The organism is Achromobacter sp. LC458, from assembly GCF_001005835.2.
In the GTDB taxonomy this organism is placed as follows: Bacteria; Pseudomonadota; Gammaproteobacteria; order Burkholderiales; family Burkholderiaceae_B; genus Achromobacter; species Achromobacter spanius_B.
Genome location: NZ_LBHW02000014.1, coordinates 53,200 through 66,759, shown reverse-complemented (window position 1 = coordinate 66,759; position 13,560 = coordinate 53,200). Strand labels below are relative to the sequence as shown.

The following is a 13,560-nucleotide window of genomic DNA, read 5'->3' as shown; positions in this document are numbered from 1 at the left end:
GGGCCGCGCCTCAACTGAGCCTCGCCGCGAAGCTGCGTCGGCCCGGGTGAATTGCTAATGCTCATGTGGTACCGCAACCACAGCCGACGCCATGTTCATATCCATATTCATCAGCTTTTGGATGCCGTATTTAGCGCGCAAGTAACTCAACACAGCCCCGCTGTCTCGGCGATCTACAGGACCATCTACGAGCATCGCCTCAGCCGCAGCCTCCTGAGCGACGGGATCAACGAGGCCCGTGACTAACCTTTTAGCAAACGGGCTATCACGCAGACTCGTCCAGCGAGTTGAGAAAGGGTTGAGGCAGAGGCGAACCGTGGCAGTTCCTTGGTCTGCTACCACCAGGTAAGCACCATCAATGTCCTGATGCCGGAAGAACTCGCTGTTGTAAAAGAAGAAGCAATCCTGAAGCGGAGATCTCCGGTCTACGTCGAATGTCTTTGTTGCTCCGTATAGCGTGCTGTAAGCCTGATGGTCCTTAGTCTCCCGGTCAAACCCAACCGATGTGAACCAAATAACGCGAGCGTCGTGCTGTACATCTGCGCCTGTGGATCTCAACTGCTTTGCGGCTTTTCCGATGATCCCTGAGACGCGATTGTTGGGGCTTAGAGGAGTAGTCGAGCCATAAACTTGACCGCTCTGTATTGATGCCATCCGAGCTGCCGCGCTCTCCGGATTCTCCAGCTTCGTCTTCTCTTCGATCAAAAGGCGGAATCCATCTAGAACTGCTAGCCAGTCCGACTCCTCCTTCTGCGAAGTCGGTACTGATTCAACTGTTGCCCCCCAATGCTCTAGGATAGCTTCCGCGATTGAAATGGTTGACATGAGTGTTACCCCTTAATTAATCCGCCCTTACCTACAACGCACCGCCCATGGCGCGCCGTGCTGTGATACGGCTGGATCTTAGTGTGCGCCGGCTAGGTCAACAATCCGATTCTCAATCGGATTCGGCGGCCTGTGGGAATACACCTGGTGAATGTCGGCAATGGGTCGGTAGCGGACAGCGTCCCCTCTACACGAAACCAGAGCAGCGTGCAGCTCCACCGCGCCAATCCTTGCCCGCCAAATCGGCGGCAAGACGCCTGGCTGGCGTCCGCCGCGCGCCGGGCTCGCCTTAATCGATGACAATATTCTCCCGCTTCACCACATGAGACAGCTGATCGACCTCACGCCCGATGCGCGTGGACAATTCCTTCGGATTGCTCATGACGACGCTACCCTGCGCACTGAGTGAAGACTTCGCAGCGGGCTGTTCCATTGCAAGCTTGGACTGCTCGTACAAGGTGTCGACGATCTGGGCTGGGGTGCCTGCCGGGGCGAACAGGCCCAGCCAGAAAGTGACGTCGATGTTTGGATAGCCTGCCTCGGCCATCGTGGGGATATCCGGCATTTGGGAAATCCGTTGCTTCTGCGTGACCGCCAGGGCTTTCAACTTGCCGGCTGCCACTTGCGGTGCGCTGGCCAGCGTATCGAAAGACGTGTTCACCTCGCCCGCCATGACCGCCATGCTTGCTTGCGAGGCCGACTTGTAAGGGACATGGGTGGCCTTGAACTGCGTGTCGTTGCTCAGTTGCGCAAACGCCAGATGGGCCAGGTTGCCTTGACCTCCCGACCCATAGGTGAGATCGCCCGGATTCTTTTTGGCGTACTCAACCAGGTCCTTGACCGACGCGATGGCGTGCTTCTTGGCCCATTCGGGGTTGACGTTCAGAATGAACGGCGCGTCCAGTACCAGGGCGATGGGCGCGAAATCCTTGGTCTTGTACGGGGAGTTCTTGTAGATCAAGGGGTTGACGGTGATGCTGCTGCTGTTGGTGGTCAGCAGCGTGTAGCCATCCGGCGCCGAACGGGCCACCTCGGCCGCCCCGATCGATCCATTGGCGCCGCCCTTGTTTTCCACGATGACGGGCTGCTTGAGCGTCTTGGACAAAGAGTCCGACAGCAGGCGAGCCATCGTGTCCGTGATTGAACCGGCCGGAAACGGCACGATGATCTTGATGGCTTTGGTGGGCCATGCTTTGTCCTGCGCGAACGCGGCGGTAGCCCCCAAGCCCAATGCCGAAGCCACGGCAAGGTGCGCGGAAGTGATGAGGAAGTGACGGCGGGAATCGGATGTAGCCATTTTTTGTCTCCACGAGGTTAGGTCTTGTGCATTGCGTCGTGCTTGCGGGGCTTGTCAGGCCGCCTTTCTGGTTGCGGTGTTTCCGATGATTCCGTCGCGCTCCAGCGACTGCTGCTGATCCACGCTCATGCCCAGCACGCGCGAAAACACATCGCCATTGTGCTGCCCGAGCGTAGGCGCCGGACGCACCGCCGCGACCGTAGCGTCCGGCTCCCTGAACCAGGGCGTGGTCGCCAGAAACTCGCCGATATAAGGCCGGGAAGTCGCCTTGAAAAACTCACGGGCTTTCAGATGCGGGTCATCGAGCAGCGTCCAGACCGGTTTGACTTCTCCTGCGCTGATGCCCGCCTGTTGCAGTTCGGTCATTGCGCTTTGTGCGGAGCGCGCGCGGGTCCATGCGTTGATCCTGCGGTCTATCTCTTCCTGCCGGGTCCGTCGGCCGGCCGCCTTCTCCAGAGCAGGGTCCCGGGCAAGATCAGTTGCCTGCATGACCGCCAGCAATGCCTGCCATTGCGCATCGCTCGTGATGCTCACCACCACCCAGGCGTCATCGCCCGCGCACGGGTAAATCCCCTGCGGGGCATGAAGAGGATGCGCATTGCCGATGCGGGGCGTGGTGTTGCCGTGCACCGATTGTTCAATGACGAACGGCGCTGTCATGGGCAGCATGCATTCCACCTGAGACAGGTTGACGTGGCGCCCCTTGCCCGAGCGCTGCTGCTCGAACAGCGCCAACAACGCTGCCGCCCCCCCGTTAAAGCCACCCACGGGATCACCATAGGCGTAGGAGGTCAGCGCCGGTGGGTCCTGCGCGAAACCGGTGTGATGGGGCAGGCCGCTGGCCTGCTCCAGCGTGCCGCCATAGGCCCTGATCGTGCTCCATTCATTGCCCGACCCGAATGCCGGCATGGACACCATGACCAAGCGCGGATTGACCTGGGACAGCACGGCGTAGTCCAGCCCAAGTTTGGGCAGCACCTCGGTCGAGTAGTTCTCGATGACGATATCGGCCTTGGCCACCAGATCGAGCAGGACCGCACGCCCTTGCGCGCGGGTCAGATCAAGCGTGATGCCCAGCTTGTTGCGGTTCATCAGCGCAAAGTTCGAGTTCTTTTCGTACAGCTTTTCTTGATAGAACTCATCGGTGTAATGCGTGCCCCGCCACCAGTCCGGATAGCGCGTGCTTTCAACCTTGATGACTTCCGCGCCAAAGTCCGCCAGCGTCCTTGCCGCCAATGGCCCGGCCCACCCCATCGTCAGATCGACCACGCGGATGTTTCGTAAGGGCAGCGCGCCCGGCGCAGCCGGGGTCAAGTCGGCGGCCGGCGTCAGGCTCTGCACGTCGCGGTAGCGGGGGCCGTCAGCGTCCAAACGCGCTGCCTTGCCGCCCGGCAAGGGGCCCGCATCGCCCATGGGCAGCGGAACGACAGGCCCCTCGAATTCGGCTGCGCCCACCGTGACGGGAACAAAAGCGCCGCGTTCGCGATGCACGCTTTGTTCAAGCAGTTCTGCCATGGTCGGCACGATGACAGCGGGAAATTTTTCCTTGCGCAGCACTTCGAACCATTCCTGGGCTGTCCTGGCGCGCAGGCTGGGAATCAGGAACGCATCGATTTCGTCGGCATGGACCATACGGGTCGGCCCGCTTGCAAACCGCGGATTCGCTGCCCGGTCCGGGTGGCCGATGGCCGCGCACAGCGCAGCCCACTGCGGACCGGTATGGGCGAACAGCCCAATCCAGCCCTTCTTGGTCTCGTAGATGCCGGCAGGATGCGTCGTGCAGAACCGGTTGACACCCAGCCTGGCCAAGGGATGCCGGCCATCCTGCACCATGCCGGCTTCCATCTCGACCAGCGAAAACGCAATCTCATGGATGCTCAGCAGATAACGCCGGCTGCCGTCGGATCGTCCCAGCAACGCGGCGGTCGCGCTTGAGAATGCGGCGACACCGGCGGCAATGGCGGTCTGAATGTCGTGCGGCAGATGGGGAGGCCCCTGCTGTGCACCGCTGCAATACACCGCGCCGGCCAGGGCGCGGCACACGGCCTCGGTCCCCGCGAAACCACGGTAGGGTCCGGACTCACCGAACCAGGTCAGACAGACTTCGATCGGCACATTGCCCTGGCCGTCATTCCCATCGCCGGCGTAGGCGGGGCGCTTCAGGACCTCCAAGCCTTCGTCCAGGGCGCGGGCGTCAAGAATCACATCGCATGTCCGCGCGATCCGTGACAGCCACGCGGCATCCGCGCCTGTCTTTCCTTGTCGTGCCACGCTGCGCTTGTTGGTATTTAGCCAGGCATGCAAGGCGCTTGCGGGCTCGTCATTGGCCTCGTTCAACAGGGGCGGCAGGCGGCGCAGCGTGTCGCCGTCGGCGTCCTCCAGCTTGATGACCTCGGCGCCAAAATCCGCAAAGAGCTTCCCGGCATAAGCCACTGCCGCGCCGCAGCCGATTTCCAGCACGCGCACCCCGGCGAAGGCGAGCCGGCTTTCAGATGTATGCATCGTCGCAACCTGTTCCAAAACACTTGCCCCGATCACCAGGTATCGACAAAGGCGCGGCGGGCCCGGCCGGCGCGCAAAGAGGCCGACGCGATGCCTTGGCGTATCCACGTGCGGGTCTGCGCGGGGTCGATGACTGCGTCGATCTCCGTCGTGGACGCGACATTGATGGCGTGCCCGCGTTCGTAGGCGCGAGCCACCAACTCGTCGTAAAGCGCCTGGCGCTGTGGCCCCTCGGGGACGTTCTCAAGCTCTTTCTTGAAGCCCAGCCGGATGGAGCCTTCCAGGCCCATGGGGCCGAATTCGCCCGTTGGCCACGACACCGCGCAACTGGCCGAGCGAAAGCCCCCGCCAGCCATGGCCATGGCGCCCAGGCCGTAGCCCTTGCGCAAGGCAATTGCCAGGATGGCGACGCGCAGCTTGGCCGCGACCACGAACATGCGCGACACATGCCGCACTTGTGCCTTGGCCTCTTGCTCTGGCCCGACCATGAATCCCGGCGTATCGATCAACGAAATAATGGGCAGGCCGTGGATATCGCAAAGGTTCATGAAGCGTGCCGCCTTGTCGGCCGCATCGGCGTCGATGGCGCCTCCCAGGTGATGCGGATTGTTGGCGATGATCCCGACAGGCTGCCCTTCCACACGAGCCAGCGCGGTGTGCATTCCCAGGCCGAATCCCGAGCGCAGCATCAATACGCTGCCTACGTCGGCAATGCCTTCGATGGCCTTGCGGCTGTCGTAGACGCGCAGGCGATTCTCGGGCACCACATGACGAAGGTGGCGCGGGTCGGGCGCCACCCAATCCTTGGTGCGGCCCTGGAACATGGACAGATAGTGCTTGGCCGCCGCGACGGCCTGCGCCTCGTTGTCGACCAGGATGTCGATGACGCCATTGGCGAACTGCACCGGCGCGGGGCCAACGTCCTCCGGCCGGAAGATGCCCAGTCCTCCGCCTTCGATCATCGCCGGGCCGGCCATGCCGATGTTGGCGCTCTTGTCCGCGATGATGACATCGCAGACCCCTAGAAAGGCGGCGTTGCCCGCGAAACAGCGTCCCGAAACAATGCCTAGCAAAGGCACTTCGCCACTGAGTTCGGCCAGCGCGGCGAACGACGGCTGATACAGCCCGGACACGAACGGAAAATCCACATCGCCCGGCCGCCCGCCTCCGCCTTCGGCAAACAACACCATCGGCATTTCGTCGCGGCGCGCACGTTCCACCAGCCTGTCGGTCTTGATGTGGTTGCGTTTGCCCTGCGTGCCCGCCAGCACCGTCGCGTCATAGGCCATCACCCCGGTCAGCGACCCGTCGTAGCCGAATGCGTCGCCGTTGACGTTGCCAATGCCGGTGACTATGCCGTCCGCGGGCGTGTTGGCGATCAGGTCTTCCTTGCTGCGGCGGCTGGCCTGCGCGGCAATGACCAGCGCGCCAAACTCCACGAACGAGCCTTCATCGCACAGGTCGTCCACGTTCTCCCGTGCGGTGCGCTGCCCTCGCGAACGGCGCTTGGCCACGGCCTGCGGGCGCGCGTCATCGTAAAGCGACGCATGGCGGTCGAGCACGGCTTGCAGGTCAGGGCGCACCGCGTCCAGATCGATCGCGTCTGTCACGACATCGGTGTCGTCACCACTCGATTCCTGCTCCAGCAAGACCAGGATCTGGCCTTCAAGCACGTTGCCGCCACTGGCGGCCGGCACCTGGACGACCCTGCCATTGAAGTCGGCGACGACGGTGTATTCCATTTTCATCGCTTCGATCACGGCGATGGGTTGGCCCTTGAGCACGACCGCGCCAGCGCTCACGGACATCTCGACCAGGCGGCCGCTTAGCGGCGCGCGCGATGCCGACAGCCCTTCGGGCAGCGCGGCCTGCGCTGCCTGCGGCAAGTTGGCCGCCGCCGCGCTGCGCCCGCCCGAATCCCCGATCAGGCTGTCCTTGGCCTGCTGCTCCTTTGCGTACTGCTCGGCCGCTGCAAGCAGTTCCCCGAGGATGGCCTCGATGTAGCGCGTATGGTTGCGCTGCGACAGGAAGTCCTCGCGGGCCACAAGCGCCTGCAAAAGATGGATATTCGTCGCGACACCGGCAATGCGGAACTCGGCCAGGCAGCGGCGCAAGCGCCGCACCACGCCCGAGAAATCGTCATTGCTGCTGAACACGATCAGCTTGGCCAGCAGCGTGTCGAACGCCGGGGCCGGCGCGTAGCCGCTATAGGCATGGGTGTCGACGCGCACTTCGGGGCCGGCGGGCGGCTCAAAACGCGCCAGCCTGCCGTGTGCCGGGCGTGCCATGCCCGTGGCATCGGTCGATTCTGCATTGATGCGCACCTGGATGGCGTAACCGTTCAGCCCCGGCGGGTTGGCCGGGTCCACGCCCAGTTCGGCCAGGCGCTTGCCCTGCGCGACGCCGATCTGCAAGGCCACCAGATCCACCCCCGTGACCTGCTCGGTGATCGTATGTTCGACCTGCAACCGGGGATTGGCTTCGATGAACACAAAGTCCGTCTGCACCCCGTGCTCGTTCTCTTCGACCAGGAATTCAAAGGTGCCCAGGCTGCGGTACTCCACCTTGGCCGCCATTTTCTTTGCCGCGGCAAGAATGGCGGCGCGCAGCTGGGCGCTTAGCACCGGGCTGGGCGCGATCTCGACCACTTTCTGAAAGCGGCGCTGTAGCGTGCAATCCCGATCGCCAAGCGCGACCACCGACGCCCCATCGCCGGCAATCTGCACTTCGATATGACGCGCGCGATTGACCAGACGTTCCGCGTACAGCGCGTCCACGCCAAAGGCCGACATGGCTTCCGACCGGCAGCGGGCATAGCGTTCGGCGATATCGGCTTTGGACTTGACGACGCGCATCCCGCGCCCGCCGCCTCCGCCGACCGCCTTGATGACGATCCCGACCCCGCCCTGCTCGTCGAAGAACCGTTCGACGTCCGCAAGGCTTGCACCGCCCGGCGTGGCGGGCATGACGGGCACGCCGCATTCGCGGGCCAGTTGCAACGCGCGTCCTTTGTCTCCGAACAGGGCAAGGTGATCGGCATTCGGGCCGATGAACGTGATTCCCGCCGCATCGCAAGCCAGGGCAAAATCCGCCCTTTCACTCAAGAAGCCATACCCCGGATGGATGGCATCGCAATGCTCGGCCATGGCTACGGCAATGATGGCGTCGATATCGATATAAGCCGCCGGACCGGAGCCGGTCAGCGCAACCGAGGTATCCGCAACAATTCGATGCCTGGAGTTTGAATCGTCCTGGGAATACACCGCGACGCTTTCCAACCCAAGGTCGCGCACCGCGCGAATGACTCGCACGGCGATTTCGCCACGATTGGCAACCAACACTCTTTTCATAGCGATCCTATGTCTCTGCTCTAACTCTTATGCTCAAGTTCTTCGGCTGCTGCCCCTAGCCCTTGCATGTTCCTGCCAGACGAGGCGCGCCCGCGGGCAGGCCCCGATAGGCATTAACATGCAAGCGGATACGCGCAATCGCAGCCCGGCTTGATCCGGCGGTTGTCGTTAACTTGGTGAGGATGGTAGGAGTCGTGCCACAGCCGCACAATTCACATTTTTCTCTGACCCCTATAGCCGTTCGGCATGTGTCTCGATAAAAGCAGGCGGAAATGGAACTCAGGCAATTAAGAACGGTTTTGGCGATCGCGGAAACCGGCAGCCTCACCAAGGCGGCGGAACTGCTGCACGTTGTGCAGCCCGCCCTGTCCCGGCAGCTCAAGCAACTGGAAGACGAACTGGGCACTGCGCTTTTCGAGCGCAACCGGCTTGGAATGGTGCTGACGGTGCCAGGCCGCCGGTTTGTCGATCAGGTGCGGGTTTCCCTTAAGGGGCTCAATGAAGCCCGGGCCGACATCGGCGCTGCAAAATCGGATTTGCTTGGCACGGTGTCCATCGGCATGCTGCCCGGCCTGGCGGCCCCGCTTGCCGGCCCGCTCGTCATCGCGTTGCAGCAGCAGTATCCCAATCTGCGCGTGCGCATCGCCACCGGCTTTTCGGATTTCCTGCAAGAGGGGCTGGAGGGCGGCAAGCTTGATATCTGCCTGATGGGCGACTATCTGCAATCCGAACTTCTGCAGACCTCGCCCGCTTATTCCGAACCCATCTACGTCTTCGGCCTGCCAGGATCCGGATTATCCGAAGACACCCCGATGACGCTCGAGGCCGTCTCCAGAATGCCCATGGTGGTGCCGGAAGCGCGCAGCTTGCGCAACGTGATAGACCGCGCCTGCACCATCCTTGGCGTCAACCTGAATCTGGTTGCCGAGTCGGACAGCACCGCGGTCATTCTTGATCTGGTGTTACGCGGCGTCGGCTACACCATCCTGCCCGTCATTCCCATCATGACGATGCTGGCCGAAAAGCGCATCGAAGGCGCGCCCATCATCAGCCCCACGCTGCAACGCACCGTGATCATCGGCACCGCCGTGCTGAACCGCAACCCCCGCATCGTCAATGTGCTGCACGCCGAGCTAATCCGCCTGCTCGAGCCCTACATCAAACAGTTCGAGTACGTCGGCGTACGCTGGCTGGCTGATTGAATACATCCCTCTGCCTGCAACGTCCGCGTACACCCTCCGCGTACACCCTCCGCGTGCCCCCTCTGCGCGGCACCCGGCACGCACCGGGCCACGGCCCAGCTATGCTCAATCGCTATGACCCTCGTCAAAATTAGTTAATTGTCCCGAGACGGGTCGCCCCCCTAAGATCATTCCCGCGTCGTGGCATCGCCAGCAGACAAGCCATGCACCCAACGGGTGTATGCCCCGTCCGCCTGCCGGCCGGCCGGGGCCAGGAATCTTGGGAGGCGAATGTGCAGAATTCCTCTAACAGCACACACACAGCGGGCGACGAGGCAGTCGGCCCGGAGCAGTACTTCCAGCGCATGCTCGAACAAGGGCAGTTCATGATTCAGCGCTGCGAAACCACCGGCCGCGCCGTTTTCTATCCTCGGGCCATCTCCCCTTATGGCGGCGGACGCCTGCGCTGGGAAGCGGCCAGTGGCGGCGGCACCATCTATTCGACCACTGTGGTGCGCCAACGCCCCGAACGGGGTGGAAATTACTGCGTCGTCCTGGTGGACCTTGAAGAAGGGCCGCGCCTGATGAGTACCGTTGTCGACATGGATCCGCTTGCGGTGACGATCGGCATGCGAGTCCGTGCAGAAGTGCGGCGCCAGTCCTCTGGCGTGCCGCGCGTGGTGTTCGTGCGCGCGGACTGACCGCGTGTGGTGTCTGTGCGCGCGGGCTCACCGCGTGTGGTGTCTGTGCGCGCGGGCTGACCGCGCGACGCCTGTTAATTGGAATGACTTGATGGCTACTAGTACAAGAGGGGCCTCGGCAATTGTCGGGGTCGGCACCACGCCTGGCTGGAACAGCCCCGGGTTCTCGGCGTTGGATCAGCTCGGCATCGCCGTTCAGGCGGCGGCGGCCGATGCGGGCATCGGCGTGAACCAGATCGACGGCTTGTTCACGTCCACCCTGACGCATTTCATGCCCGCCCTGTCCGTGGCGGAGTATCTCGGCATCCATCCGACCTATATGGATGGCACCAACATCGGCGGCTCCTCATTTCTTGCCCACCTGTTGTCGGCCACGCTTGCCTTGCAAGCCGGGCTGTGCAAAGTGGCCTGCATTTGCTATGGGTCGAACCAACTGTCGGCGGGCGGCAAGCTGACCACCCTGACCGAGCCCGCCCCCTGGGAGGCGATGTATTCGCCGCGCAACCCCATCAGCGGCTACGCCTTGGCGACCGCACGCCACATGCACCAGTACGGAACCACGCGCGAGCAGCTGGCCAGCGTCGCGGTCGCCGCGCGCCAATGGGCGCAGCTCAATCCTGCCGCCCACGAGCGCGGCCCCCTGAGCATCGCCGACGTTCTGAATTCCCGGCCTATATCCGACCCGCTCACGCTGCGGGACTGCTGCCTGGTGACGGACGGCGGCGGAGCGATGATTCTGGTCGCCGCGGAGCGCGTGCCGGAATTTGCCAACACGCCGGCCTATGTCCTGGGTGTCGGCGCGGCAACCACGCATCGCCAAATTTCAAGCATGGAAGACCTCACGGTCACCGGTGCCGTGCGATCCGGCCAACGCGCCTTCGAGATGGCGCGCGTCGCACCGCAAGAGATCGACGTCCTGCAACTCTATGACGCATTCACCATCAACCCGATTCTGTTTCTTGAGGACCTGGGCTACTGCGCCAAGGGCGAAGGCGGCGCGTTCGTGGCGTCAGGCGTGACCGCGCCCGGTGGCGCACTGCCGGTCAACACCAACGGCGGCGGCCTGTCCTGCAATCACCCGGGCATGTATGGCATTTTTGCGGCCATCGAAGCGGTGCACCAGATCCGCTGCTCCGCAGGCGCCAGGCAGGTTGACGGCGTCGATCTGGCCCTGGCTCACGGCAATGGCGGCCAGTTGGCCAGCCAGGTCACGGCGATTCTCGGATCGCGCGCCACCCTGTAATCGTTGAAACCGCGGACACACTCATGAGCACCACCACCAGCACGCCAGTCGTCACCCACCATCCCTTCGTGGCCGAACGTCAATTGCACAAGCCCCCGTTTGCGGCCAAGGCCAGGTCCGTCAACCGAGCGGCGGTGATAGGCGCCGGCACGATGGGCGGCGGCATTGCGATGTGCTTCGCCAACGCCGGCATACCCGTGGTGCTGCTGGAAAAAGACGCCGAGCGCCTCAGCCAGGGCATGGCGCGCATCAAAGAAAACTACGCCAACTCCGCGCGGCGCGGCCGGCTCAGCGCAGATGAGGTCGCACAGCGTCTCGCCTGCATACAGGGCAGCACGCGCTTCGAGGATCTGGCCGACGTGGATCTGGTCATTGAAGCGGTGTTCGAGGAAATCGGGCTCAAACACGAGATATTCAAGACGCTCGATCGGCTCTGCAAACCCGGCGCCATCCTGGCCTCAAACACTTCTTTCCTGGACATCGACGCTATCGCGAGCGCCACTCAGCGGCCCCAGGACGTGGTCGGCATGCACTTTTTCAGCCCGGCCAACGTCATGCAGTTGCTGGAAAACGTGCGCGGCTCCGTCACCTCGGACGACGTGTGCGCTACCGTCATGGACGTGGGCCTCCGCCTGGGCAAGGTCGCCGTGCTGGTGCGGTCCTGCGACGGATTCGTCGGCAACCGCATGTTGGCCAAGCGTACGCGCGAAAGCTATTTCCTGCTCCAGGAAGGCGCCTCGTTCTTTCACATCGATCGTGTGCTGCGCGACTTCGGCCTTCCGATGGGGCCGTTCGCCATGGCGGATCTGGCAGGGTTGGACGTGGGCTGGCGCAATCGCCAGAGCCGCCTGCAACGCCTGACGCCGCGCGAGCGGCAGTGCGACATGCTGGACCGCATGGTCGCCGCGGGCCGGCTGGGCCAAAAGACCCAGGGCGGTTTCTACGACTATGACAGCGACCGCAAGGCCACCCCATCACCGGCTGCCGAAGCACTGGTCACCGCACACCGCGCCGCCTCAGGCAGACAAGCGCGGCACATCTCCGACGAGGAAATCCTGGAGCGCTGCCTGTACTCGATGATCAACGAAGCCGCCTATATCCTGGAAGAGAACATCGTCGAACGCGCCTCCGACATCGACGTCGTCTGGCTCAAAGGCTACGGATTTCCCGCCTATCGGGGCGGCCCGCTGTGCTATGCGGACCAGATCGGCCTGCCTGCCATTCTGGCGGGGCTGCGCAAGTATGAAGCCGTGCACGGCTCCCAATACTGGAAGCCGGCCAATCTCATCGTCAAGCTCGCTCAGGAGGGGCGAGGCTTTCGCGATGGCCCTGCCTGAATCCGTGCACACGCAATAAAAGAGAGCACGTCTACGCTGTTCCGGAGGGATGCAGGCACTGTCGATACATGACCTGTGTGGGCAGCTCGGCGCACCGACAGCGCCAACACCGAAGCCAAGGCGTTCGCACATAAAGCGAATCTTGTTCCGTGCGCTCAGGGGCAGGGGTGCCGTCGCACCCGCCGCACCGCCCCCCCCTTCCCTGAAAAACTCAACCCTCTCCGTCCCGCACCGCCAGCGCCTGCTCGAAAAACGAACTGAGCAGGCGGCTTTCGCGGCGTTCTTTCAGGCAGTAGAGATAGGTCTCCGTGCGCACCGGGTCCCCTTCTATGCGGATGGCGCGAAAGCGGGCGTCGGGAATGAATTCGGCCTCTGATACCGTGCCCAGGCCCAGCCCGCGCGCCACGGCTTCGCGCAGGGCTTCGCGGCTGCCGATCTCCATCACCGGACGTGGCCGCACATTGGCTTGTTCCAGCACGGCCTCCAGGGCGGCGCGTGTGGTGGACCCGGCTTCCCGTTGCAGCAAGGGTGCGTCATGCAGGGCGGACAGCGGCACGCTGTCGAAACGCGCCAGGGGATGGGACACGGGCGCGAACAGGATGACGGCATGACTGGCGTAATGCTCCGCGCTCAGGCCCGGCTCGTCGCGCGCGCCGGCCAGTACCGCGATGTCGGTCACGTAGTTTTCCAGGTCGGCCAGCACCTCGGCGGAATTGCCGACCCGTATCGACATGTCCACGCCTGGGTAAAGGCGGTGGTAGGCGTCCACCATTTCAATCACATGAAACGGGCCCACCGCGCCGATACGCAGCTTGCCCGTGTTGAGCTTGCCCGCATCATGCAGCAGGTTGAAGGCGTCCAGTTCCAAGGCGCCCAATTGCTGGGCCACCGGCAGCAGCGCCAGCCCGACCTGCGTCAGTTGCGCACCGCGTCCACGGCGATGGAACAGTTCCACGTCATGCTGCTTTTCCAGTGCCTGGACCTGCGTGGTCAAGGTGGGTTGCGCCAAGCCCAGCGCGCGGGCTCCGGCGCTGAAACTTCCGTGACGCGCGACGGCCAGAAAGGCGCGCAGGCGGGCAACCGACATATAGGTTCCATCTATGGATGAGTGATGAAACGGATGC

The 13,560-nt window shown here is 63.4% G+C and carries 9 protein-coding genes; 4 read left to right on the top strand and 5 right to left on the bottom strand.

The window, feature by feature from the left end:
- Window positions 1-54: 54 nt before the first annotated feature.
- The 4 genes from YH64_RS13975 to YH64_RS13960 all read right to left on the bottom strand — a co-directional run bounded on the left by YH64_RS13975 (window position 55) and on the right by YH64_RS13960 (window position 7,974).
- On the bottom strand, window positions 55-825 hold the full coding sequence (locus tag YH64_RS13975; protein WP_143215382.1) for a hypothetical protein: 771 nt from the start codon (window positions 823-825) through the stop codon (window positions 55-57).
- A 289-nt stretch (window positions 826-1,114) separates the two neighbouring features.
- On the bottom strand, window positions 1,115-2,122 hold the full coding sequence (locus tag YH64_RS13970) for a tripartite tricarboxylate transporter substrate binding protein (RefSeq protein ID WP_046804833.1): 1,008 nt from the start codon (window positions 2,120-2,122) through the stop codon (window positions 1,115-1,117).
- Between the two features lie 54 nt (window positions 2,123-2,176).
- A complete protein-coding gene (locus tag YH64_RS13965; protein ID WP_370512747.1) occupies window positions 2,177-4,642 on the bottom strand; it encodes a CoA transferase in 2,466 nt (821 codons plus the stop codon).
- A gap of 14 nt (window positions 4,643-4,656) precedes the next feature.
- On the bottom strand, window positions 4,657-7,974 hold the full coding sequence (locus tag YH64_RS13960; protein ID WP_046804831.1) for a carboxyl transferase domain-containing protein: 3,318 nt from the start codon (window positions 7,972-7,974) through the stop codon (window positions 4,657-4,659).
- A 272-nt stretch (window positions 7,975-8,246) separates the two neighbouring features.
- On the opposite strand from YH64_RS13960, the gene YH64_RS13955 reads away from it, so the two are divergent.
- The 4 genes from YH64_RS13955 to YH64_RS13940 all read left to right on the top strand — a co-directional run bounded on the left by YH64_RS13955 (window position 8,247) and on the right by YH64_RS13940 (window position 12,436).
- A complete protein-coding gene (locus YH64_RS13955; RefSeq protein WP_082134477.1) occupies window positions 8,247-9,176 on the top strand; it encodes a LysR family transcriptional regulator in 930 nt (309 codons plus the stop codon).
- 272 nt (window positions 9,177-9,448) lie between these two features.
- Window positions 9,449-9,856 carry a Zn-ribbon domain-containing OB-fold protein gene (locus YH64_RS13950; RefSeq protein ID WP_255444435.1) on the top strand — a complete coding sequence of 136 codons (408 nt, stop codon included), beginning with the start codon at window positions 9,449-9,451 and terminating at the stop codon, window positions 9,854-9,856.
- A 91-nt stretch (window positions 9,857-9,947) separates the two neighbouring features.
- Window positions 9,948-11,099, top strand: a complete 1,152-nt coding sequence (locus YH64_RS13945; RefSeq protein ID WP_046804829.1) for an acetyl-CoA acetyltransferase — start codon at window positions 9,948-9,950, stop codon at window positions 11,097-11,099.
- A 23-nt stretch (window positions 11,100-11,122) separates the two neighbouring features.
- Entirely contained in the window at window positions 11,123-12,436 is a 1,314-nt protein-coding gene (locus YH64_RS13940; RefSeq protein WP_052946017.1) for a 3-hydroxyacyl-CoA dehydrogenase, read from the top strand.
- Window positions 12,437-12,647: 211 nt separating this feature from the next.
- Here YH64_RS13940 and YH64_RS13935 read toward each other — a convergent pair whose 3' ends face one another.
- Window positions 12,648-13,523 (bottom strand): LysR substrate-binding domain-containing protein, encoded by an 876-nt coding sequence (locus YH64_RS13935; protein WP_046804828.1) that lies wholly within the window; start codon window positions 13,521-13,523, stop codon window positions 12,648-12,650.
- Window positions 13,524-13,560: the final 37 nt, after the last annotated feature.